The sequence below is a fragment of the Capnocytophaga ochracea DSM 7271 genome (assembly GCF_000023285.1).
Classification (GTDB): domain Bacteria; phylum Bacteroidota; class Bacteroidia; order Flavobacteriales; family Flavobacteriaceae; genus Capnocytophaga; species Capnocytophaga ochracea.
The window spans coordinates 2,554,799-2,579,066 of record NC_013162.1; the positions used below are offsets into that span (position 1 = coordinate 2,554,799).

Below are 24,268 nucleotides of genomic sequence, written 5' to 3' on the forward strand. Positions count from 1 at the left end.
GCAATAAGTGCGAACCACACAGACAATAAAAGAAGTATGAACTTTGCCAAAATCTGAAACTTTGGCAAAGTGTAGCGACGCAAATGCGATTTTAAGACTTTTCGGACAGCCTTTTTTATTGTTAATATATCTGTCCTCTTAGTAAGTCTTCGAAGGTTTCTGCCTTTCTGATAAGTTTAGCTTCCCCATTCTGCCACAATACTTCTGCTGGACGCAAGCGTGAATTGTAGTTGCTCGCCATAGTGTAGCAATAGGCACCTGCATTGTGAAAGCACAATATATCGCCCTCAGTAATCTCAGCTATTTGTCGGTTGGAGGCAAAGGTATCGGTCTCGCATATATACCCGACTACTGAATAGAAACGATTCTTACCTTCGGGGTTAGAAATGTTTTCGATATAATGATTAGCCCCGTAGAACATTGGTCGGATAAGATGATTGAAACCAGAGTCGATGCCTGCAAATACCGTAGAAGTGGTTTGCTTTACTACATTCACCTTTACTAAAAAGTAGCCTGCTTCACTTACTAAAAACTTACCAGGTTCGAAAGCTAATGTAAGGTTGCGACCGTACTCCTTGCAGAAATCAGCAAAGCGACTGCTGAGACGTTCGCCCAACTCTTCTATATTGGTTTGTATATCTCCCTCTTTATAAGGCACTTTAAAGCCACTGCCAAAGTCGATAAATTGTAAATCCTTAAAGTGTTTAGCGGTTTCAAAGAGTATTTCGGCAGCGTATAGGAACACATCAATATCTAAAATATCACTACCTGTGTGCATATGGATACCGTTGATGTGCATCTTTGTATTCTCGACGATGCGCAAGATATGCGGTATTTGATGAATGCTAATACCAAACTTACTATCGATATGCCCTACCGAAATATTGCTATTACCGCCTGCCATCACGTGTGGATTGATACGAATACACACGGGTATCTCAGGGTGTTGTGTGCCAAACTGCTCCAAGAACGAAAGATTATCGATGTTGAGCTGTACTCCTAAGCGCATAGCCTCCTCAATTTCGTCCATTGAGACACCATTAGGCGTAAAAATAATTTGCTGAGGGTCAAAACCTGCCAGCAATCCCAACTGTACTTCCTGAATAGAAACGGTATCGAGACCAGCCCCCAAGTCCTTCATCAATTTCAAGATAGAAATATTAGAAAGGGCTTTCATTGCATAGTTGATGCGCAACTTGGGTACTGAGGCAAAGGCATTGGTAAGTCGGTTATATTGAGAAGCAATCTTCTGGGCATCATATACATATACAGGGCTACCGTAAGTATTTGCTATGTTTAGTAAATCGTTTATTTTCATTGAATATACTGTTGTTTAAATGATTATAGGGCACAAAAGTACAAATAATTAGCAAAATGGCAAATAATATTAATAATACCAGAAATGCCAATAATACTAAATTAATGACAAATGATGGTGTGAGCCACACAGGCGGGTGTGAGCCACACGGGCAGATAAAATTAGTAAATGAGTCAATTAGCAAATTAGCAAATGGGGTGGGAGAATAAAATAATGTAGAAAGAAGCCTTATTTAATGATTAATGGTTAATGATTAATTTAGGAGAAGCTTATAGGAAAGACGAACAAAAGACGGTGCGAGCCACACAGGCAGTCGTAGCACGACAGGCAGATAATGAAAAGACGAACAAAAGACGAACAAAAGACGAACAAAAGACGAACAAAAGACGAACAATGAACGAAGAAAAGATAAATCTAAGGTGGAAATAAGAAGAAGGTTATTAGTAGAATTCATACTGCAACGGCGAAGGGTATATGAAGATGGGGTTGTTTTATGTGTGAAAAACAGTAGTTTTCAGATATTTAAATAATAATTTCAAATTAATTAAACGACTGGAATACAGTATATAATAAATTAGTATACACAAAAATAATCTGAAAAAAGAGAAAAAAGTTTTGCCGTTTCAAAAAATAGTTATACCTTTGCGCCCTGAATATAAATAACACATTAATAAATAGAGAAAAAAATGGCAAGAGTTTGTGACTTAACAGGCAAAAAAGCATTGGTGGGCAATAACGTGTCACACGCAATGAACAAAACTAAACGTAAATTCAATGTAAACCTCCGTACAAAACGTTTCTTCATTCCAGAAGAGAATCGTTGGATTACCCTAAAAGTATCGGCAACTGCAATTAAAACTATCGACAAGAAAGGTATCTATGCAGTGCTTAAAGAAGTAGAACGTAACGGATATATTAACTAATTTAAAAGAATACTAAAATGGCTAAAAAAGGAAATAGAATTCAGGTTATTTTGGAGTGCACTGAGCACAAAGAGTCTGGTTTACCAGGAACTTCACGTTACATCACTACCAAAAACAAAAAAAATACCCCAGATAGATTAGAGCTTAAGAAGTTCAACCCTATCCTCAAGAAAGTAACTGTTCATAAAGAAATTAAATAATTAAAACGTTATGGCAAAGAAAACAGTAGCAACCCTACAAGGTAAATCTAAGAAGCATACTAAAGCTATCAAAATGGTGAAATCACCTAAAACAGGTGCTTATACTTTCGTAGAAAGCGTAATGGCTCCTGAGCTCGTTGATGAATTTTTGAAGAAGAAATAATTAAATTTTCTCTATTTTTATCATATTTAAAAAAGCTGTCGTGAGACGGCTTTTTTGCATATATAAACTTTTTTACTACCTTTGCACTCATATCCTAAAATATACAATAAGCTATGGCATTGCAATTTCTGAAAAATATCTTTTCAAAAGAAAAGAAAGAAACCTTAGATAAAGGCTTAGAGAAATCTAAAAACAGCTTCTTTGATCGCTTAGGAAAGGCTCTCGTTGGGAAATCGAAAGTAGATGAAGAGGTGCTTGATGACCTTGAAGAAGTGCTTATTGCCAGTGATGTAGGAGTGAATACTACTCTTAAAATCATTGACCGTATAGAGACTCGTGTGGCTAAAGACAAGTACTTAAATACTTCTGAACTGAATACTATCCTTCGTGAAGAAATAGCAGGACTTCTATCAGAAACTCATACAGGAGAAGCAACAGACTTTACTTTACCTTCTGAAAAAAAACCTTATGTGATGATGGTAGTAGGGGTAAACGGAGCTGGAAAGACCACTACTATTGGCAAGCTAGCAAGTCAGTTTACTAAAAAAGGTTTGAAAGTAGTATTAGGTGCTGCTGATACTTTCCGCGCCGCTGCGATTGACCAACTACAAGTGTGGGCAGACCGTACCGGAGTGCCAATGATTAAACAGCAGTTAGGTAGCGATCCTGCTTCGGTAGCCTATGATACCCTTAGTTCGGCGGTAAAACAAAATGCTGATGTAGTAATTATTGATACAGCAGGACGCTTGCACAATAAAATCAATCTAATGAACGAGCTTTCTAAAATCAAGCGCGTGATGCAGAAAGTCATTCCTGATGCACCTCACGAAGTGCTGTTAGTACTCGATGGTTCTACTGGACAAAATGCCTTTGAGCAAGCTAAAGAATTTACCAAAGCCACTGAAGTAACCGCTTTGGCTGTTACTAAATTGGACGGTACTGCCAAGGGAGGTGTGGTAATAGGCATCTCTGACCAATTTCAGATTCCTGTAAAATACATAGGAGTAGGAGAAGGTATAGACGACTTACAAATTTTTAACAAATATGAGTTCGTAGATTCTTTCTTTAAAGAATAACAACTTCAAAACTAAAATGAGTAATTAATTAACATTGTACTAAAAGCGAACCTTTATTGTATCGGTCATCGCATAAGCTTGGCAGGTGAGAATATAACCTTGGGATACTTCTTCTTCGCTGAGGGTTTCATTCTTAGCCATTTTGGCTTCTCCCTCCTCTACCCTACCGATACAGCTACTACACACGCCGTTCAGGCAAGAGTAAGGTGCATCGTAGCCACGTAAGAGTGCCGAACTGAGAAGTGTTTGGTTGCGCGCACTCTCAAAGCTGTGTGTCTGTCCGTTAAGTTCAAGAGTAATGGCAACATTGCCTTGTAGGGTGCTGTAATCTATCTCAGCTGGCGATGCCTCAAAAAGCTCTGTAAAAATGCGGTCTTTGTCTATCCCTCTTAACAAGAGTATCTCACGGAGGTTTTTCACCAATTCCGTAGGACCACAAGCATAGTAACGCCCCCAGTTAAGATCTTTGTATTTGGCAAAAATCTCGTTTACTATCCTATCGTTGATGCGCCCCGTATAGTGGTCGCCCCAAGGCTGCTGACTGAAAGCGTAGTGGACTAAAAAGCGTTCGGGGTACTGAATGCGGAGGGCTTCTATTTCATCAAAAAACAAAGCTTCCTCTTTAGACTTATTGCCATAGACAAATACTACCTTGATATTCGTTTTAGACAAGGCTGTTTTAGCAATGCTCATCATAGGGGTTACGCCACTTCCTGCCGAGAAGAGCATAATATCGCGATTGCCAAAGATGTCGTAGAAGAATACGAAAGAACCCTTAGGCGGCATCACTTCTAATACATCACCTGCTTTGAGTTGGGTCGTCGCATAGGTAGAGAACACACCATTAAGCACGCGCTTTACGGCTACGCTCAGTTCACCTTCGTTCACTCCAGAGCAAATAGAATAAGCACGACGCACCTTTTCTCCGCCAATCGTTTGTTGGAGAGTAAGGTATTCGCCAGCTTCGAAGTGAAATACTTTCTTCAATAACTCAGGTACTTCAAAGGTAATCATTACCGATGAAGTAGTAAGTTGTGTGATTTTAGATATAGTTAGTTCGTAAAATCGATTCATTTGTACATTTCATTCAAGCCAAAATAGCCAGAGGTAGAAGTACCAAGCTTCTCAAAGTAAAAAGTTTCTTTCGACGCTGATCGCGAAGCTCTCCCGGCAACATTCCCTGTAATCTCTTGTAAGGTGCGAGCCAAAAGGGGTTCAGTTTCGTCGCCTAATACCCCCAAATCATTTACAATCTCACTAATCTGGACATTAGGTTCTAAGCCATTTACGTAATCGCCTATGCCTTTAGCATTTTCTATCTTCATCACCAAAGGTTGCATCGCCCATTTGTGCTTAGGGTTTTTAACTTTTCGCTGCTTATCGGTAAAGTCGTAAACAGTCACCGATCCTTGGTTCTTACCCATTGTGGTTTCACCTATCTGCACTACATCTATGTAGGCTTTAAGACCATTGATAACCAATTCACTGGCTGAAGCTGTCCCGTCCGAAGTAATTACATACACTTTGTTAAGTCGCAGACTATTGATAGCCACCTGCCGACTGCCTTTTACCATATTAGACGTAAAATACTCTCTTTCATTCCCTCTAAAAGGTTGCAACTTGCTATTCCATTTTTCTACCGCAAACACCTGTCCGTTAAACTGACCTGTAATCATCGATGCTAAGTAAGTAGCCGAATTAACGCTTCCCCCACCATTGTAACGCAAATCGAGTATTAAGTCAGTAACCCCCTCTGCTTTAAACTCCGCAAAAGCATCGTTCAGTGCCTCATCAAAATCAGCTGTAAAAGCATTGTACATCAGGTAAGCTATTTTTTTACCTCCCTTGTTGAATACTTTATGAATAAGTACAGGGTTTTCAGGGGTTTGGTTTTGATTTAAAGTATAGGTTTTCCCTGTAGGAGTTGCTTTGCCATTTACAATTCTAAAGGTTGAAAACGAAATGACAGCCGTATTTTGCAACAGTTGAAAATAATTAGAACGGTTAAGTAATTGCCCGTTGATAGTGGTTATCAAATCCCCCCGTTGCAAACCTTGTTGTTCTGCCTCCGATTTAGGCACTACATAACGCACTACAGTATAAACTCTAGTTTTTGTTTCGTCTACAAAACCAAAAGCGTAGTTTATACCCACACTGGCAGTAATCCCCTTGAATTGATTTTCAAGCTGAGTGTAATCATCTGTTATATAACTAAAGCGGTCTATTTCTTCATATCTATTAAGTAACCCTTTATAGAAAAGGACTTTAGGATTGCTAAAACTCTTTAAGAATTGAGTATAACTCTTATTTTTATCTGCTTTGGTATCAGCCAAACTACCAAAACGGTTATTTTGCAAATTAGGCACATCGGCTTGCCACAAATAATACGTGTTAAGCCCCTTCCAAATAAAATCGCGTACGCGCAAATCGGTATCGTTACCGGTATAGTCAGAGCCCGTAAAAGACACCTCATTGCCATTAGTAACAGGTTCTTTAGCACAAGATAACAAGCTGATAGCTATGAATATAGAGATAAACAAGTGTTTCATATTGAAAATAATTTTCCACAAAAGTAATACTTTTTTTATATTTGCACAAATTTTGTACCAGATAAGAAGTAAAACTAAATACCGATACGTGAAGTGTGAAAAACAAAATTTTCTGTTTTACAGCATAAAAAGTAGCTCTTTTTTTCAACTAAAATAGAAGATTCCTTCGGTTTTCATACACTTATTGTTCGTTCATCGTTCGTCATTCGTTCATTTGCCCGTGCGGCTCGTACCGTCATTTGTTCGTCATTTGTTCGTCATTTGTTCGTCATTTGTTCGTCATTTGTTCGTTCATTGTTCGTCTTTTCATTATCTGCCTGTCGTGCTACGACTGCCCGTGCGGCTCGCACGTGCCTGTCGTGCTACGACCTCGCACTTTACCTTTTACCTTTTATCTTTTACCTAAATAAAATGTCAGATATTATAAAATTACTCCCCGATCACGTAGCCAACCAGATAGCCGCTGGCGAAGTGATTCAGCGTCCCGCCTCAGCAGTCAAAGAGCTGATGGAGAATGCTATCGATGCCGGTGCTACCGAAATAAAACTGCTCATCAAAGACGCAGGCAAGACCCTCGTGCAGGTGATTGACAACGGCGTGGGAATGAGTACTACCGATGCGCGTATGGCTTTCGAGCGTCACGCCACCTCCAAAATACAAAAAGCTGAAGACCTTTTCCATTTGCAAACTAAAGGTTTCCGCGGGGAAGCCCTTGCCTCCATAGTGGCAATTGCGCACGTAGAGATGCAAACCAAGCGCCCAGAGGACGAGTTGGGTACCGAAATACACATCGAAGGCAGTAAGATTACGCGCCAAGAGCCCTGCGTATGCCCTACCGGTACGAGTATTGCGATGAAGAACCTCTTTTTCAACATTCCAGCGCGTCGCAACTTTCTAAAATCGGATACAGTGGAATTCCGCCATATACTCGATGAGTTTCACCGTGTTGCTTTGGCACACCCTGCAATTCATTTCTTTTTGTACAACAATGGCAACGAGCTGTTCAACCTGCCAGCTACCAATTTCCGCCAACGCATTGTACATCTTTTTGGAAGCAAAACCAATGAAAAGTTAGTGCCTATCATTGCCGAAGATACACCTTTGGTGCAAATCAGCGGATTTATCGTGAAACCTGAGTATTTAGCAAAGACTAAAAACTTGCAGTTTTTGATGGTCAATCATAGGTTTGTGAAAAATCAATACCTCAACCACGCAATTGCTTCGGCTTACGAAGGTCTTATCCACACCGACCAGAAGGCGGAGTATTTCATCAGTTTGGAAGTAGACCCCACAACTATCGACATCAATATTCACCCTACGAAAACCGAAATTAAGTTTGAAGAAGAGCATAGTATTTATGCCCTACTGAAGTCGGCAGTAAAACACAGTTTGGGTCAGTTTAACATCTCCCCTATCCTCGATTTTAGCAAAGACCCTACTTTCGATATTCCTTATAACTACAAGGATAAAACCCCAGAGTTTCCTAAGATAGAAGTAGACCCCAATTTCAACCCATTTAAAGAAGAATATGTAAGCCGAAGCAGTGGAAGCGATAGCCATAGTAATTTCGGCTCTTACAGCAAAAAAGCTCCTACGTGGGAGAGTTTGTACACGGGCATTGAATCTTCTATTAATACTTCAAACCCTGAAACTATCGTGAGTTCTCTCTTTGAAACCGAACCTACACGAAGCCAAGGTAAGAAAATTATTGCTTTGGCAAAGAAATACCTCATAACTACTTTGGAAGGAGGGCTTATCATCATCAATATCAACAGAGCGCACCAACGTATCTTGTTCGAAGATTTTATGAAGCATCTGCAATCCACACATAGTGCAAGTCAGCAACTGATGTTCCCCTACGAACTGCCTTTTGCACCACACGAGTTGGAAGTGGTTGCACAACTGCGCGAGCTCTTTGAGTGCAGTGGCTTTATGTTTACCATAGAAACCGACAAGATTGTAGTAAGTGGGATTCCTCTGCACCTTACCGATAGTGAGATTCCTAATATTTTCAACGAACTCTTGCAACAGCATATCGAGGCATTACCCTCTACCGAAAACACTCAGAAAGAAGCCTTTGCTAAAGCTTTATGCAAGAGCTTAGCTGTAAAAACCGGACAAGTACTCAGTGAGGAAGAACAAGAAACTTTGATAAATAATTTGTTTAGTTGTCAAGAAGTATTAATTTCGCCTTTTGGAAAGCGAATTTATTACAACCTTTCAGTAAATGAAATAGAAAACCTATTTTAAATGCGAGTTGGATAGACAATATAAGCATTATGAACATTGCTAATTAACCAATCTCTAACAACTAATAACTAAAGACTAAAATGGACAGAATATCTAAAACAGTACTACATCTGATTATTATCAATACGATAGTATTAATACTTACCGCATTGAATGAAAAAGGACTATTTTTACCTCAAATAAATATAGTCGGTACTTTTGCCTTACACCATTTTGAAACTCCTTCTTTTCACTGGTGGCAATATATCAGCTATATGTTTATGCACGCTGATTTCACACACCTGCTCTTTAATATGTACGCCTTATGGGCTTTCGGGACACCTTTAGAAAACATATGGGGGCGCAATAAGTTTCTATTCTTCTATTTCTCTTGTGGCGTAGGAGCAGCCTTACTTCATACGGGAGTAAATTACTACTATGTACATCAAGCTGTCAATGCTTTAGCGGAAGCTGGTGTGCCTGCTAATGAAGTTTTAGAAATTATTGCAGAAGGTAAATACAATCCTAATTGGGGCAATATCATCAATCACAGCACCTTCCAAAGTATGTATGATGTACTTAGATCTACTACCGTAGGTGCTTCAGGTGCTATTTATGGTATATTAGTAGCTTTTGGAATGTTCTTCCCCGATGCCAAACTGATGTTGTTCTTTATCCCCTACCCTATAGCGGCTCGTTATTTTATCCCTTTACTCGTAGCCTTAGACTTAATAATGGGATTTGTAGGAGGAATTACTATTTTCGGTGGTAATATCGCTCATTTTGCACACGTAGGAGGGGCTCTCATAGGCTTCCTAATTATGTTGTACTGGAAAAAGCACAACTTTGATAAGAATAGATGGGACAGAAGATTGTAAAGAGCCTTTAAGTAGAATCCTATTTTTTAATAACAAATGATATGCAAAATATTCAAATTCCAGAAAACTGGACTGTCTATATCGGCAGATTAGAAGATAACCCCGCTGTATTCCGCCTCAATTTAGGATTAGAGGAAATTGCTCCTATCACCCAATACCCTCAAAGCGTACGCCTTACTTTTGAGCTAAAAGAACCTGATGAAAACGGTTTTTCAAATAACCGAGAACGTGACTTCCTCTATACGATAGAAGATGAAGAAGTAATGCCTTTGCTTAATGAAAGTGATATCTTAGCGGGTATTGTCACTTATCAAGGCACTATCACGTGGTATTTTTATACCGAAAATACTTCTGATTTAGAAAAACGCTTGCAATCAGTAGTAACCAAACACCCTGATTACAGCACTCAAATCAAAACTACTGACGATACTGATTGGAAGATTTACTTTGAGTTTCTTTTCCCTAATATCTACGAAATGCAAAGCATTCACAATAGTAATTTGCAAGAACATTGTGAAGAAGCAGGCGACCACACCGACCAAGAGCGCCCTATTGAACACTGGTTGTATTTCCAAACTGAAAAGGATATGAATAGTGCTATTGCAAAAGCTGAAACCTTAGGTTTTTCAGTATATAACAGAGGTAAAATAGAGCCCGAAGAGGGTGAAGACCCTAATGAAGATTTAGGTTACCGCCTTATCCTCAGTAAAGCAAATAGTGTAGACAACATCGACCCCGATACGTGGGACTTGATAGACCTCGCTCTCGATACTCACGGCGAATACGACGGCTGGGAAACAGTCTTAGTTAAGTAAAAATAATTAACCATTTATCATTAAACATTAATCATTATTTTGAACTTAGAAAGTAAAAAAACAATTGTAGAAAAAAGTGCTAAAGACCTCTTTGCACTTTTAGAAAATGTAGCTAATTTTGAACGACTGATGCCTGATAATATTAGTAAGTTCCAAATGCTCAGCGAGCAGTCTTTTGTGTTTGCTTTAAAAGGAATGCCTGAAATTTCTTTAGAAAAGAAAAGTAGTACCCCTAGCAGTCAGTTGGTATTAGGTGAAGCAAAAGGTAAGATTCCTTTTCAGCTTACTGCCAATATTACCGAAGTATCGAACAATGAGAGTGAGGTACAACTACTCTTCGAAGGCAACTTCAACCCCGTAATGGCAATGATGGTAAAGACACCTATCAGCAAGTTTATGGAGACCTTAGTAACCAAAATGAAAGAATTATAATGGCTGGAAATAGTATAGGTACACTCTTTAGGCTCACCACCTTTGGTGAATCGCACGGCGAAGCCTTAGGAGGAATTATAGACGGCTGTCCACCTAATATAACCTTAGATTTTGAAGCCATACAGCACGAACTCGACCGTCGAAAACCAGGGCAGTCAGCGATTGTTACGCAACGTAAAGAGGGCGACAAGGTACGCTTTCTCTCAGGAATTTTAGAAGGCAAAACTACGGGTACACCCATTGGCTTTATTATTGAAAATGAAAATCAGCATTCAGCGGATTATAGCCATATAGCCGAAGTATACCGCCCCAGCCACGCCGATTATGTATATCAACAGAAATACGGTATACGTGACTATCGTGGAGGCGGTCGCTCATCAGCGCGTGAAACAGCTTGTCGGGTAGTAGCAGGAGCTATCGCCAAACAGATACTGAAAGGTGTACAAATTACCGCTTATGTATCAAGTGTAGGTGAGCTTACCCTTACCAAACCCTATACCGAACTCAACTTGGCAATAGCCGAAACAAATACCGTACGCTGTCCCGAACCTACCTTAGCGGAACAAATGGAAGCCTACATCAAAGCCATTCGTAAGGAGGGTGACACAGTAGGCGGGGTAGTAAGTTGTGTAGTAAAAGGAGTACCCGTAGGTTTAGGTGAACCTGTATTCGATAAGCTCCACGCACAGCTTGGCAAAGCGATGCTCTCTATCAATGCGGTTAAAGGCTTTGAATACGGCAGTGGTTTTGCAGGTACTGCAATGCGCGGTAGCCAGCACAACGACCTTTTTAACCCTGATGGCACTACCCAAACCAACTATTCAGGCGGGATACAAGGCGGTATCAGCAACGGTATGGATATTTATTTTAGAGTAGCTTTCAAGCCCGTAGCTACTCTTATGCAAGAGCAACCCGCACTCGATACACACGGCAACATCGTAACAATGCAAGGTAAAGGCAGACACGACCCTTGTGTAGTACCTCGTGCAGTACCTATTGTCGAGGCTATGGTTGCCCTCGTATTATTAGATTTTTGGCTAATTAGTCGTCAAAACACTAATAAATAAATATATTAGGAATGAGAAAAAACACAAATCACATAGCAAAACCTTTCTTAAAATGGGCAGGAGGTAAAACACAGCTCATAGAACAAATCAAAAATAATTTACCTATTTTTGTTCATAATGAGAATTTTACCTACATAGAACCTTTTGTAGGGAGTGGTGCTGTGTTATTTTGGTTGCTCAGTGAGTTTCCTAATATGAAAAAAGCAGTTATCAATGATATTAACAAAGAATTGATAGATACTTATAGAGCCATTGCTGAAAATCCTGAACAGCTAATTGCTATTCTTAATAGTCTGCAAATAGAATATCACGCTTTGGAAGAGCAACAAGAGGCTAAAAAGGCATACTATTACCAAAAAAGAGCTTTATTCAATAGCAAATGTGAAGAAAAGGTAATGCAATCAGCTCTATTTATATTCTTAAATCGCACTTGTTTTAATGGTCTGTATCGAGTAAACAGTAAAAATGAGTTTAATGTACCTATAGGTAGCTACAAGCGTCCTATGATTTGTGATAAAGAGAATATTTTAGCAGTAAGCAAGGCTTTGCAAAAGGTAGAAATTATTTGTGGAGACTTTGAGCAAACTATTCATTATACCAAAGAAAATACTTTATTTTATTTCGACCCTCCCTATAAACCTTTGAGTGAAACCTCAAACTTCAATGCGTATGCAAAGGACAGTTTTGACGATAGCGAACAAATTCGTTTAAGAGACTTTTGTTATAAACTCAATAACTTGAATCACTATTGGATACTAAGCAATTCAGATGTAAAAGGAAAAGACGAAAACAATCATTTCTTTGATGAACTATATGCTAACTTTGAAATAAAACGCGTATTAGCCAAAAGAAGTATCAATGCTAACCCTAAAAAACGAGGGATACTAAATGAATTATTAATTAACAACTATACTAATAATTTTTTGACTATATGATTTATGGAGGAAAAGGAGGAGGAAATACAAAAACTGGTTTAGCTTTTGAAGGTAAAACTGATTTAGCAGAATTTCTAAACTCTCAAAAAGGTTATGAAGTAAAAGAAAATAAAGTTCTCTATAAAGGTGAACTTGTCGGACGAATTTTTAAAAAATACGGTTTCTATGATTTCCTAAAAGAGTTAAATATTGATTGGAAACAATTAATTTCTAAAAGATTACTGCCCGATGATAGTATATTTGTAATTATAGCAAATACATTATTCATAATTGAATGCAAATTTCAACAAGTAGCAGGTTCAGTAGATGAAAAATTACAAACTTGTGATTTTAAAAGGAAACAATATCAAAAACTTTTATCAAAAGCAAATATAGAAGTAGAATACATTTATCTATTAAGTGATTGGTTTAGGAAGCCTGAATACAAAGATGTTTTAGACTATATTCATAGTGTACATTGTTATTATTTCTTTGAGTATATTCCATTAATAAAATTAGGTTTGCCTGTCCCTGAATAATGCTTAACCTCTATTTCAAATCCCAAGATAAATCTTTCTACCTCCTTCACGGAGATACGATGGAACTGTTACCACAGTTTCATCACAAATTTGATATGGTCTTTGCAGATCCTCCTTATTTTCTATCAAACGGAGGACTTACTGTAAATAATGGCGAGATTGTAAGCGTTAATAAAGGAGATTGGGATAAATCAAAAGGAATAGTTTTTGTAAATGATTTTAATAGACAATGGCTTACTTTAGTACGCGAAGTGATGAAAGAAGATGCTACTATTTGGATTAGTGGTACAATGCATAACATCTTTTCAATAGGACAAATACTTACTGAATTAGGCTTTAAAATACTTAATATTATTACTTGGGAGAAAACTAATCCTCCTCCTAACTTCTCTTGTAGGTACTTTACTCATTCTACAGAGCAAATCATTTGGGCAAGAAAAGAAGAAAAAACGCCTCATTACTTCAATTACAAACTAATGAAAGAACTCAATGGTAATAAGCAAATGAAAGATGTATGGCGTTTCCCCGCTATTGCTCCTTGGGAAAAAACGTGTGGCAAACACCCTACTCAAAAACCCTTGTCAGTACTTACAAGGCTTATTTTAGCTTCTACCAAACCTAATGCTTGGATATTAGACCCTTTTACAGGTAGCTCTACTACAGGTATTGCAGCTAATTTGTTAGGTAGGAAGTTTGTAGGAATTGATAAAGAACAAGACTTTTTAGAACTGAGTAAACTTAGAAAATTAGAAATAGAAAATAAAGAGATATTTGTAAAATATAAAAACCGTTTATGAACTCAAAAGAAATAGCAAATGGTATATTGCGTGCCGTAGGAATTATTGTTTTGGTAGTGTTAGGGCTCTACACCCTTTACTTGCTACAATCTATTATAATTTACCTTATTGTATCGCTGGTACTGACACTGATGGGCAAACCACTTATACAGTTTTTTTACAAAAAACTGAAAATAAAAAACCGAACCTTATGTGTGGTTCTTACAATGTTATTGTTCGTGATATTGAGCCTTGGGGTATTCAGTTTATTTATCCCTTTGCTTATTTCGCAAGGTAAGAACCTATCAAGTCTTAATATAGACTTGCTGAAGGACAATCTTGACGCCCTTCTCCACCAAACTCTTAGCAAGGTGGGACTTCAGAGAGAAGATTACTCTTTTGGAGTACAAGAGATGTTGAATTTTATCGATATTCCTAACTTCTTAAACTCTTTTATCTCGTTTATCAGTAGTTTTGGGGTAGGATTCTTCTCGGTACTTTTTATTACCTTCTTCTTTATGAAAGACGGTGACAGAATACTTATCGCATTGCTTTCTATTTTCTCTCCTAAACGTAAACGCAAACTTAAAACCTCTATTTTCAAAATAAACAACCTATTGTCGCGTTATTTTGTAGGATTAATGCTACAGCTTACCATTCTTTTTATAATTTACACCATAGTATTGCTTATTTTCGGGGTAGAAAATGCGTTTATCATAGCCCTTTTATGCGCTTTACTGAACCTTATTCCTTATATAGGCCCAATGATAGGTTTTATATTAATGGCTTTGCTTACAATGAGTAGCAACCTACAAAACGATTTTATGACGGTAAGTCTGCCTACTACTATCTATGTGTTGATAGGGTTCATAATAGGTCAGTTTATTGATAATTTCTTTTCTCAACCGCTTATTTTCTCTAATTCAGTAAAATCTACTGCCTTAGAGATTTTCCTCATTACCCTTATCAGTGGTACGCTTTTCGGGATAACAGGAATGGTAGTGGCTATTCCCGCCTATACGGTACTGAAAGTAGTATTAAAAGAGTTTTTCCCGAACAACAAGGTTGTAGAACTTCTCGCAAAAAACATATAGCTATGAACCCTCTTGCTCTCTTCGTTTTGAATTAGACAAATGGTGAAAAACTCCGATTTTTAGGAAAAGAATGAACGAACAAAATATCCTCACCCCAGCCACATACTCTCCTATTCGGAGACTTCTCCCAAGGAGAGGGAGGGTAGTAACGGAAAAATGAGACAAACAATGAACGAACAAATGACGGTGCGAGCCGCACGGGCAGGTAATGAAAAGACGAACAATGAACGAAGAAAAGACGAACAAATGACGAACAAATGACGAACAAATGACGAAGCTAAACTGAAGCTAAGACAAAGTTATAATCTTAGAAAACTAAATACTAATTGCTTTTTTAAGGTAATAAAACTTTGAAAAAAACGCAATGATTTTAGAGTTTTTATGATTTTTAGACTTCAATAAAGTAAATGAGATTTACTTCGGACAATCAGGATTTAAATAGCTATTATTCAAACATATAAAATTATATATAAATAAAAAAGTGATTAAAGTAGCTTTTATTCAAAATATTATTCGTAACTTTGTAGCCTAATATCAAACTTGATAAATTTTAAAAGAAATGAGTAAATACGACGTTATTGTATTAGGAAGTGGTCCTGGTGGGTATGTTACTGCCATTCGCGCTTCTCAATTAGGGTTTAAAACCGCTGTTATTGAAAAAGAAAACCTCGGTGGTATTTGTTTGAACTGGGGTTGTATTCCTACGAAAGCTTTGTTAAAATCAGCGCAAGTGTTTGAATACCTAAAGCACGCTGAGAACTATGGTATCACCGTAAAAAAAGAGTCTTTTGACAAAGATTTTTATGCGGTTATCAAACGTAGCCGCGAGGTAGCTGCTACAATGAGCAAAGGGGTGCAGTTCTTGATGAAAAAGAACAAAATAGATGTGATAATGGGCTATGGTACCCTAAAAGCTGGCAAGAAAGTAGACGTAAAAGATAAAGATGGCAAAGTAACTGAATACAGTGCTGACCACATTATTATTGCTACTGGAGCACGTTCACGCGAGTTGCCTGCTTTACCTCAAGACGGCAAGAAAATTATCGGTTACCGCCAAGCACTTACGCTCCCTGAGCAACCTAAGAAAATGATTGTAGTAGGTAGTGGGGCTATCGGTATTGAGTTTGCTTACTTCTATAACGCTATGGGTACTGAAGTAACCATTGTAGAGTTTATGCCTAATATTGTTCCTGTGGAAGATGAGGATATCTCTAAACAATTAGAAAAGAGCCTTACAAAATCAGGTATCAATATTATGACTTCGGCTGAGGTAACCAAAGTAGATACTTCTGGCAAAGGTGTAAAAGCATTTGTAAAAACAGCCAAAGGCGAAGAAGTTTTAGAAGCTGATATCTTGCTTTCAGCCGTAGGTATCAAAACAAATATTGAAAATATCGGTTTGGAAGCGGTAGGTATCAAAACTGAACGCGATAAAATCCTCGTGAATGAATTCTACCAAACTAATGTTCCTGGTTATTACGCTATTGGTGACGTAGTTCCTGGTCAAGCCTTAGCACACGTAGCTTCAGCAGAAGGTATTATTTGCGTTGAAAAGATTAAAGGAATGCACGTAGAACCACTTAACTATGGTAATATTCCTGGTTGTACTTACTGCACTCCTGAAATTGCTTCAGTAGGTCTGACCGAAAAACAAGCTAAAGAAAAAGGCTATGAAATAAAAGTAGGTAAGTTCCCATTCACTGCCTCAGGAAAAGCAAATGCAGCGGGTACTACTGAAGGCTTCATAAAAGTAATCTTTGATGCTAAATATGGCGAATGGTTAGGTTGCCATATGATTGGCGCCGGCGTTACTGATATGATTGCTGAAGCGGTAGTAGCTCGTAAATTGGAAACTACAGGACACGAAATCATCAAAGCGGTACACCCACACCCTACAATGAGCGAAGGTGTAAAAGAAGCAGTAGCAGCTGCTTATGGTGAAGCTATCGACATTTAATATTTTTGTTCCAATAAATTCATAAACGCAAGAAACTCCAAGTAAAAAAGATTTTACTTGGAGTTTTTTTTATTAGTGGAAATTTGAGATAAGAAATCTAACAGACTGTTAGTTATGATTAACTTTGGCTAAGTTTAAAACTTTAGCTAAGTGTGGGAGTAAAAAACAGCATTGTATTATGTTAAAATAGTGCTAAAAGAGCGTTTGTAGCACCTCTAATGATTTTATTTGTCTAAAACTGGGGAAGTGCCATTCGTAGTATTTAAGCAGTTGAAAAAGCAATGCATTGCGCTCGTTCTTATTGCTTTTAACGGTTGATAACTGAGGATAATCGGTGTGTAGGAGGGTTTTGAATAGCAACAAGGTAGTGCCTGCAATGGTGTATTTGCTTTCATCGGTAGTAGTGAAAATACCGTCTTCCAACGAAAAGGAGGGCAAATGCTCGTGAGTGGTATCGGGGTAAAAGCCAAGATAGCGAGTGATATCAAGCAGAAACTTTAAGTGAAAATTGGCAGAGAAGTCGTTTCTATCAAAAAAAAGGAGCTTCTGTTCTAAAAACAAAAACATTTCTTCATCGGGAGCTTCAGATGTGCAAACAAAAGCACATACTTCAGAAAGAAACATACTTACAGCACTCTTGTACATATCAGTATGTAACGAGTAATAAGGGACGGCTATCTTAGCTTCCTTTACACGTCCTAACGTACCGTTATTTTTATGGGTAGCCACCAGTTCTAACAGCATAAAAGGCTGAAAAAGGGCTGTTTTTAAGTTCCCTTTCTTCTGTGCTAAAACGCCTTGTAACAAATAGCTACGAGTACCCATCGTTTGAGTGAAGCACTTCACTATAAGACTGTTATCGCTGTATTTGAGACTTGAAATAACTATGGCTCGGACTTTATCGTACATATTTCTTCTATAAATAGCGTTGCAAAAATACAAAAAAGACTTCAATAGGACGTAATTGATGATATAAATGAAAGGTAACGCCAATAATACCAATGAGAAAATGAGAGAATGAGAAAATGAGAGAATGAGAAAATGAGAGAATGAGAAAATGAGAGAATGAGAAAATTAGAGAATGAGAAAATTAGAGAATGAGAAAATTAGAGAATGAGAAAATTAGAGAATGAGAAAATTAGAAAATTAGAGAATTAGTAAATGGGGTACGAGCTTGAGTTAGAGGAATGAGGCTGTGCCTTGTGAAGTAACTTTTTGGAACATTAACTTTGGCAAAGGTCGTAGCACGACGGGCAATAGAAAATTAGAGAATTAGGAAATTAGCAAATGGGTAGTGATAAAAAAGGTTTTTTGACGGGTCTGACTTGTCGGACAAATTGGACTGGTCTGAGTTATCGGAGGAAAACGAAAAATATAAAAAGTGAGTTGGAAGGATTTTTGATGAAAAAAGGGTGTAAGGAGGGTACAGTTAGCTTATAGAGAGCTTATAGGAAGCTTATACGAATCTTGGACGATTGGTATAGAAAGGGTATATAAATGATTGATTCACATCATAATACGACAACATCAAAAATGTTAAAAACGGGGTTACGAGGCGAAAGAAAGAGAAAAGGCACTAGGCATCAGGCCATAGGCAATAGGGGGAAGTATGACGGAAAGAAGAAGGAATAATTAGGAAATTAGTAGGTTAGTGGGAATATTGGAGAATCTTGGAGGAAGTTTGAATATAATGAAAGCATTTGTAATTCGCAATTATTTTGTACCTTTGCACCCATAATGAGCAAAAATAAGCATATAACCATTGAAAATGTAACCGTGATTGATGCAGGAGCCAAAGGCAAAAGCATTGCTAAAGCCCCTGACGGACGTGTGATATTTATAAGTAACGCTATTCCTGGTGATGTAGTAGATGTGCAGACCACCAAGAAGAAATCGGCTTATTATGAAGGTTTTGTAACTAAATATCACCAACTATCAGAACAACGAGTAACGCCCGTATGTTCTCACTTTGGCTATTGTGGCGGTTGCAAATGGCAAGATATGAACTACCAAAGTCAGCTATTTTACAAGCAGAAAGAAGTAGAAAACAACTTAGTACGGTTAGGTAGGATAGAAATTCCTGCTGTGATGCCTATCATAGGCTCTGACGAGACTTATTACTACCGCAACAAAATGGAGTTTTCTTTTTCGGATATGCGCTGGCTTACTCCCGATGAAATTAAGAAAGCCGACGAAATAGACAATCGGAATGCCTTAGGTTTTCACATAGCAGGAGCTTGGGACAAGATTTTGGACATAGACAAATGTTACTTGCAAGCCGACCCTTCTAACGCGATACGCTTGGAGGTAAAGCGTTTTGCCTTGGCGAACGAAATGCCTTTTTACAGTCCGAGACAACAAACAGGCTTATTGCGTACTATGATGATACGCATTAGCTCCATTGGGCAAATAATGGTAGTGATACAGTTCTTCCGCAACGACCCTAAAATTACACTGCTCCTTGACCATATTGCAGAGACATTCCCGATGATTACCTCTTTGCAATACTGTATCAATAGCAAAGGCAACGATGCTATTTATGACCAAGAACTTATTTGCTATAAAGGTACTGACTGTATTTATGAGGAAATGGAAGGGTTGCGATTTAAAATCAATGCCAAGTCGTTTTACCAAACTAACTCGGCACAAGCGTACAAGCTGTACCAAGTAGCTCGTAACTTTGCCGATTTAAAGGGCGATGAATTAGTGTACGACCTTTATACAGGGACGGGCACTATTGCGCAATTTGTAGCCAAAAAAGCGAAAAAAGTGATAGGGGTAGAAGCTGTACCAGAGGCTATAGCAGATGCCAAAGACAATGCTTTTGCCAATGGTATTGAGAATGTTACTTTTTACGTGGGAGATATGAAAAACATTTTCAACGACACTTTTATAGAAGAAAACGGCACCCCTGATGTGATTATCACCGACCCTCCTCGCGACGGTATGCACAAAGATGTAGTAGCTAAAATTCTTCAAATAGCCCCCAAAAAGATAGTATATGTAAGTTGCAATAGTGCAACGCAAGCGCGAGACCTTTCCTTGCTTGATGTAACTTATAAAGTAACCAAAGTTCAGCCCGTGGATATGTTTCCACAAACCTACCACGTAGAGAATGTTGTATTATTAGAGAAGAGAAATGAAAAAAGCTGAAAAAGTAAACTTTATCATTGATACACTGGAAAGTATCTATCCTGAAATTACTATACCCCTACAACACAAAGACCCTTATACGCTACTGATAGCCGTACTCTTATCGGCACAAACTACCGATGCACGGGTGAACCAAATCACGCCTATTCTATTTAGCAAAGCGGACAATCCGTATGATATGGTACTACTTTCGGTAGACGAAATACAGGAGATTATCAAACCCTTAGGGCTTGCCCCTATGAAATCTAAAGGTATTCACGGGCTTTCCCAAATACTCATAGACAAATACAACGGCGAAGTTCCTCAAACCTTTGAGGCTTTAGAGGCTCTCCCCTCAGTAGGACATAAAACTGCCAGCGTTGTTCTTGCACAAGCCTTTGGCATTCCGACCTTCCCCGTTGATACCCATATACACCGACTGATGCACCGCTGGAAACTTTCCGACGGTAGCTCGGTAGTGCAAACAGAGAAAGATGCCAAACGACTCTTCCCCAAAGAAAAATGGAACAAACTGCACGTGCAAATCATCTTGTACGGGCGCGAATACAGTCCGGCGAGAGGCTGGAATATGGAAAAAGATATTATAACCAAAACCATTATACAATCGAAAAAATGAATTTACAACAGCGAGACGAAAAACATTTGTGGCACCCGTATACCCAACATCAAACGGCTGCCAAACCTATCGGAATCGTGAAAGGAAAAGATGCTCTCCTTTGGGACGAGGACGGCAAAGAATACATAGATGCCATTGCCAGTTGGTGGGTGAACCCCTATGGGCATAGCAACGAGCGATTAGCCCAAGCTGCCTACAAACAACTCACCCAGTTAGAGCACGTACTCTTTGGTGGCTTTACACACCGACCTGCGGTAGAGCTTGCTGAAAAGCTCATCAGTATCCTGCCTAAAAACCAACAGAAAGTATTCTTCTCGGACAACGGTTCGACAGCAGTAGAAGTAGGTATCAAGATGGCTTTACAGTACTTTTTCAATAAAGGCGAGAAACGCTTTACGGTAGTTGCTTTTGAAGATGCATTTCACGGAGATACCTTTGCCGCTATGGCAGCTTCGGGTATTTCATTCTTTGCTGATGCTTTTAAAGAACACTTGTTGAAAGTAGTGCGCATACCGTTACCCAAAAAAGGAAGCGATGCAGCTGCTAAAAAACTAAAAGAAGTGATTGCCGAACATCACCCTGCCGCCTTTATATTTGAAGCCTTAGTACAAGGAGCCTCAGGAATGCAAATCTATGAACCTGATGCCTTAGACAAGCTGATTCATATCGCACAAGAAAATGGTGTGATTACCATTGCCGACGAGGTAATGACAGGCTTCGGGCGTACAGGGCGCACTTTTGCTTCGGACTATCTCACTCATAAACCCGATATTATGTGCTTATCGAAAGCTCTTACAGGAGGAACGATTCCGCTTGCAGTAACTACTGCTACCCAAGAGATATTCGACGGTTTTTACAGTGAAGACGTGAACAAAGCTCTTTTCCACGGACATACCTTTACGGCAAACCCCACGGGCTGTGCGATTGCCTTAGAAGCTATTCGCATATTGGAAAGTGACGAAATGCAAGCCAACTTAAAACGCATTGCACGCCGTCATCAGGAGTTTTTAGCCCGTATTGCGAAATATCCATCGGTAGAGAATGCACGTACCTTAGGTGTTATTTTGGCATTCGACCTCAAAACCTCTCAAAATACTGACTACTACGGCTCATTCAGGGATAAACTGTACAACTTCTTTATCTCAGAGGGCGTAATACTGCGTCCGGTGGGAAATATTATCTACATTTTGCCCCCTTACATCATTACAGATGCTCAATTAGACCGAGTGTACGATGTTTTAGAAGAAGCGATACAAAAGTTCTCTAATCAGTAAGAGGAAAGAAAAAAACATTTAAGAGACTATTTTCATAAGAGAATAGCCTCTTTTTTATTTAGTAACACATAGTAACACAAGAGAAAAGTTAAAATAATTTTATTGAGATATTAATACAAGGTACAATCTTTAGAATTTTATTTTGATAGTAAAAAAATATTCTATATCTTTGCACCACTTATGAAAACTTTATAACAAAGAAGTTTAAATACTGTACACAATGAAAAAATTAATCTTATTAGTCACCGCTTTATTTATGGTGGCTTGCAAAAGTATTGAAGCCCCCAAGTCAGTGGGAGCTATTCCTTCCGCACGTCAGTTGCCGTGGCACGAGATGGAATATTATGCTTTTATCCACTTTAATATGAACACCTTTACCGATATGGAATGGGGCACAGGTGGCGAAGACCCTGTTTTATTCAACCCTACCGAATTAGATGTAAATCAGTGGGTGAAAGTGATTAAAGACGCTGGTATGAAAGGTGTTATTATCACGGCTAAGCACCACGATGGTTTCTGCTTATGGCCATCAAAGTACACCGAGCATTCTGTAAAAAACTCACCTTGGAAAAACGGCAAAGGCGATGTTATAAAAGAGCTTTCAGAAGCCTGCCACAAAGCAGGACTTAAATTTGGAGTATATTTATCACCTTGGGATAGAAACCACGCTGAGTATGGTAGAGAAGCCTACGTTACCTATTTCCATAACCAACTACGAGAATTACTTACCAATTACGGTGAAATATTTGAAGTATGGTTTGACGGTGCCAACGGTGGTTCAGGTTATTACGGTGGAGCTAACGAAACTCGTACTATTGATGCTCATACTTATTATCAGTGGGATAAAACATTTGCCATAGTACGCGAATTGCAGCCTAATGCTACTATCTTTGGTGATGAAGGTCCGGATATTCGCTGGATAGGTAATGAAAAAGGCTTTGGTACTCGTACTAACTGGAATCCTTTTACCTCTAACCCTTCTCTACAAGGAAAAGACCACTTACATCATTTGGGTGAAGGTGATGAAAATGGCGTAAATTGGATTCCTGCCGAAGCTGATGTATCTATTCGCCCAGGTTGGTATTACCACGCACGAGAAGACCACCAAGTGCGTCCATTAGAAAAAATGGTAGACATATACTACGCTTCAGTAGGTCGCGGTTACAACTTATTACTGAATCTTCCCGTGGATAGACGTGGCTTAGTACACGAAAATGACATCAAGAGACTTATGGAACTCAAAAAAGTTATAGAAGCAGATTTTGCACGTAACCTCGTAACTGATGCCTCTGTAACGGCTTCTAATATTCGTAAAAATAACAAGCAATTTAAAGCTGAAAAAACTACCGATAGTGATAAAAATACCTATTGGACAACCGACGAAGGAGTAACAGAAGCTTCTATAGAACTAAACTTTACCAAGCCTACTACCTTCAACCGTTTTATGGCACAAGAGTATATCCCATTGGGGCAACGTGTAAAGAAGTTTAAATTAGAATACCAAAAAGATGGCAAATGGGAAACTATAGATGAACAAACAACTATTGGCTACAAGCGATTACTACGCTTCCCATCAGTAACAGCTACTAAGGTACGTTTCACAGTTTTAGAAGCTAAAGGTTCGCCATTGATTAGCAATATAGGGTTATACAATGCACCTGTGTTATTGGTAACTCCTCAGCTTTCTCGTGATAAGAATGGTCTAGTAACCCTCACTCCCGCTGATACTGAAACTGAAATTTATTATACTTTAGACGGCAGTCAGCCTACTGAACAGTCGTTGCGTTATACAGCTCCTTTCCCCGTTACTCAGCCTACTTCTTTAAAATTTGTAGCCTATGACCGCAAGCAGCAATTGTACAGTGAAGTAGCTTCTTACGCATTGGATATCCCCAAAGCAAAGTGGAAAGTGTTATCTTCTGCTTCCTCTGATATCCAGAAAGTAATTGATGAGAAACCTAATACGTGGTTTGCTCAAGAAAAGGGCAATACACCGACTGCCATTACTATTGATTTAGGAGAGCTGTTAAACCTAAAAGGATTTACCTATTTGCCTTCACAAGACCGCTGGGCTGAAGGCACTATCAGTCATTACATTTTTGAAGTGAGCGCTGATAATGTTCATTGGAAGAAGCTAAGTGAGGGAGAATTTGGCAATATCAAGAACAATCCTATTGAACAACGCATTACCTTCCCTGCCGAGAAAGCCCGTTATATCAAGCTTACCGCTACCAAAACTGTAGATGATACCAATAGAGTATCGTATGCCGAAATAGGAATCATTACACAATAAAG

25 protein-coding genes are annotated in these 24,268 nt (G+C 38.7%); 21 read left to right on the top strand and 4 right to left on the bottom strand.

Translation table 11 applies throughout. The features are described 5' to 3' along the window. Nucleotides 1-121: 121 nt before the first annotated feature. Entirely contained in the window at nucleotides 122-1,318 is a 1,197-nt protein-coding gene (gene lysA, locus COCH_RS10810; RefSeq protein ID WP_015783096.1) for a diaminopimelate decarboxylase, read from the bottom strand. A gap of 56 nt (nucleotides 1,319-1,374) precedes the next feature. Here lysA and COCH_RS12240 point away from each other — a divergent pair, with 56 nt between their 5' ends. The 6 genes from COCH_RS12240 to ftsY all read left to right on the top strand — a co-directional run bounded on the left by COCH_RS12240 (nucleotide 1,375) and on the right by ftsY (nucleotide 3,680). Next, a complete protein-coding gene (locus COCH_RS12240; RefSeq protein ID WP_015783097.1) occupies nucleotides 1,375-1,527 on the top strand; it encodes a hypothetical protein in 153 nt (50 codons plus the stop codon). A 40-nt stretch (nucleotides 1,528-1,567) separates the two neighbouring features. Further along, complete coding sequence (locus COCH_RS12245) at nucleotides 1,568-1,747, top strand: hypothetical protein (RefSeq protein WP_015783098.1); 180 nt, start codon at nucleotides 1,568-1,570, stop codon at nucleotides 1,745-1,747. A gap of 257 nt (nucleotides 1,748-2,004) precedes the next feature. After that, the gene (rpmB, locus tag COCH_RS10820) at nucleotides 2,005-2,241 is read left to right on the top strand and encodes a 50S ribosomal protein L28 (protein ID WP_002672544.1); all 237 of its coding nucleotides are present in this window, start codon (nucleotides 2,005-2,007) and stop codon (nucleotides 2,239-2,241) included. A 17-nt stretch (nucleotides 2,242-2,258) separates the two neighbouring features. Further along, complete coding sequence (rpmG, locus tag COCH_RS10825; protein ID WP_002672545.1) at nucleotides 2,259-2,441, top strand: 50S ribosomal protein L33; 183 nt, start codon at nucleotides 2,259-2,261, stop codon at nucleotides 2,439-2,441. Nucleotides 2,442-2,451: 10 nt separating this feature from the next. Continuing rightward, nucleotides 2,452-2,604 carry a DUF4295 domain-containing protein gene (locus COCH_RS11755; RefSeq protein WP_002672546.1) on the top strand — a complete coding sequence of 51 codons (153 nt, stop codon included), beginning with the start codon at nucleotides 2,452-2,454 and terminating at the stop codon, nucleotides 2,602-2,604. A gap of 113 nt (nucleotides 2,605-2,717) precedes the next feature. Then, on the top strand, nucleotides 2,718-3,680 hold the full coding sequence (gene ftsY, locus COCH_RS10830; RefSeq protein WP_015783099.1) for a signal recognition particle-docking protein FtsY: 963 nt from the start codon (nucleotides 2,718-2,720) through the stop codon (nucleotides 3,678-3,680). A gap of 39 nt (nucleotides 3,681-3,719) precedes the next feature. Here the strand turns inward: ftsY and COCH_RS10835 are convergent, their stop codons facing one another. Next, entirely contained in the window at nucleotides 3,720-4,754 is a 1,035-nt protein-coding gene (locus tag COCH_RS10835) for a ferredoxin--NADP reductase (protein WP_015783100.1), read from the bottom strand. Beyond that, a complete protein-coding gene (locus COCH_RS10840) occupies nucleotides 4,751-6,229 on the bottom strand; it encodes a S41 family peptidase (RefSeq protein WP_015783101.1) in 1,479 nt (492 codons plus the stop codon). The genes COCH_RS10835 and COCH_RS10840 overlap by 4 nt, the downstream gene beginning before the upstream one ends. A 411-nt stretch (nucleotides 6,230-6,640) precedes the next feature. Between COCH_RS10840 and mutL the strand changes: the two genes are divergently transcribed. From mutL to lpdA, 10 genes are all read left to right on the top strand, one after another. Then, nucleotides 6,641-8,479: a DNA mismatch repair endonuclease MutL gene (mutL, locus tag COCH_RS10845; protein WP_015783102.1), complete on the top strand. Its 1,839-nt coding sequence runs from the start codon at nucleotides 6,641-6,643 to the stop codon at nucleotides 8,477-8,479. Nucleotides 8,480-8,559: 80 nt separating this feature from the next. Then, nucleotides 8,560-9,336 (top strand): rhomboid family intramembrane serine protease, encoded by a 777-nt coding sequence (locus tag COCH_RS10850; RefSeq protein ID WP_015783103.1) that lies wholly within the window; start codon nucleotides 8,560-8,562, stop codon nucleotides 9,334-9,336. 41 nt (nucleotides 9,337-9,377) lie between these two features. Beyond that, nucleotides 9,378-10,151 (top strand): DUF695 domain-containing protein, encoded by a 774-nt coding sequence (locus COCH_RS10855; RefSeq protein WP_015783104.1) that lies wholly within the window; start codon nucleotides 9,378-9,380, stop codon nucleotides 10,149-10,151. Nucleotides 10,152-10,190: 39 nt separating this feature from the next. Next, the gene (locus COCH_RS10860; RefSeq protein ID WP_002672562.1) at nucleotides 10,191-10,583 is read left to right on the top strand and encodes a hypothetical protein; all 393 of its coding nucleotides are present in this window, start codon (nucleotides 10,191-10,193) and stop codon (nucleotides 10,581-10,583) included. Next, nucleotides 10,583-11,650, top strand: a complete 1,068-nt coding sequence (aroC, locus tag COCH_RS10865) for a chorismate synthase (RefSeq protein WP_015783105.1) — start codon at nucleotides 10,583-10,585, stop codon at nucleotides 11,648-11,650. Before COCH_RS10860 ends, aroC begins: the two co-directional genes overlap by 1 nt. 11 nt (nucleotides 11,651-11,661) lie before the next feature. Next, the gene (locus tag COCH_RS10870; protein ID WP_015783106.1) at nucleotides 11,662-12,585 is read left to right on the top strand and encodes a DNA adenine methylase; all 924 of its coding nucleotides are present in this window, start codon (nucleotides 11,662-11,664) and stop codon (nucleotides 12,583-12,585) included. Beyond that, complete coding sequence (locus tag COCH_RS10875; protein WP_015783107.1) at nucleotides 12,582-13,103, top strand: PD-(D/E)XK nuclease superfamily protein; 522 nt, start codon at nucleotides 12,582-12,584, stop codon at nucleotides 13,101-13,103. Before COCH_RS10870 ends, COCH_RS10875 begins: the two co-directional genes overlap by 4 nt. Then, entirely contained in the window at nucleotides 13,103-13,900 is a 798-nt protein-coding gene (locus COCH_RS10880; protein ID WP_015783108.1) for a DNA-methyltransferase, read from the top strand. Before COCH_RS10875 ends, COCH_RS10880 begins: the two co-directional genes overlap by 1 nt. Next, nucleotides 13,897-14,973: an AI-2E family transporter gene (locus COCH_RS10885; RefSeq protein WP_015783109.1), complete on the top strand. Its 1,077-nt coding sequence runs from the start codon at nucleotides 13,897-13,899 to the stop codon at nucleotides 14,971-14,973. Before COCH_RS10880 ends, COCH_RS10885 begins: the two co-directional genes overlap by 4 nt. A 559-nt stretch (nucleotides 14,974-15,532) precedes the next feature. Then, the gene (gene lpdA, locus COCH_RS10890; protein WP_009417852.1) at nucleotides 15,533-16,930 is read left to right on the top strand and encodes a dihydrolipoyl dehydrogenase; all 1,398 of its coding nucleotides are present in this window, start codon (nucleotides 15,533-15,535) and stop codon (nucleotides 16,928-16,930) included. Nucleotides 16,931-17,122: 192 nt separating this feature from the next. Here the strand turns inward: lpdA and recO are convergent, their stop codons facing one another. Beyond that, a complete protein-coding gene (gene recO / locus COCH_RS10895; RefSeq protein WP_015783111.1) occupies nucleotides 17,123-17,839 on the bottom strand; it encodes a DNA repair protein RecO in 717 nt (238 codons plus the stop codon). Between the two features lie 378 nt (nucleotides 17,840-18,217). Here recO and COCH_RS12560 point away from each other — a divergent pair, with 378 nt between their 5' ends. From COCH_RS12560 to COCH_RS10920, 5 genes are all read left to right on the top strand, one after another. Continuing rightward, on the top strand, nucleotides 18,218-18,370 hold the full coding sequence (locus COCH_RS12560; protein WP_041546867.1) for a hypothetical protein: 153 nt from the start codon (nucleotides 18,218-18,220) through the stop codon (nucleotides 18,368-18,370). 297 nt (nucleotides 18,371-18,667) lie between these two features. Further along, nucleotides 18,668-20,083 (top strand): 23S rRNA (uracil(1939)-C(5))-methyltransferase RlmD, encoded by a 1,416-nt coding sequence (gene rlmD / locus COCH_RS10905; protein WP_015783112.1) that lies wholly within the window; start codon nucleotides 18,668-18,670, stop codon nucleotides 20,081-20,083. Beyond that, nucleotides 20,070-20,699, top strand: a complete 630-nt coding sequence (locus COCH_RS10910; protein WP_009421392.1) for an endonuclease III domain-containing protein — start codon at nucleotides 20,070-20,072, stop codon at nucleotides 20,697-20,699. Before rlmD ends, COCH_RS10910 begins: the two co-directional genes overlap by 14 nt. Further along, complete coding sequence (gene bioA / locus COCH_RS10915) at nucleotides 20,696-21,973, top strand: adenosylmethionine--8-amino-7-oxononanoate transaminase (protein ID WP_015783113.1); 1,278 nt, start codon at nucleotides 20,696-20,698, stop codon at nucleotides 21,971-21,973. Before COCH_RS10910 ends, bioA begins: the two co-directional genes overlap by 4 nt. Before the next feature lie 220 nt (nucleotides 21,974-22,193). Continuing rightward, the gene (locus tag COCH_RS10920; RefSeq protein WP_015783114.1) at nucleotides 22,194-24,266 is read left to right on the top strand and encodes an alpha-L-fucosidase; all 2,073 of its coding nucleotides are present in this window, start codon (nucleotides 22,194-22,196) and stop codon (nucleotides 24,264-24,266) included. Nucleotides 24,267-24,268 lie beyond the last annotated feature (2 nt).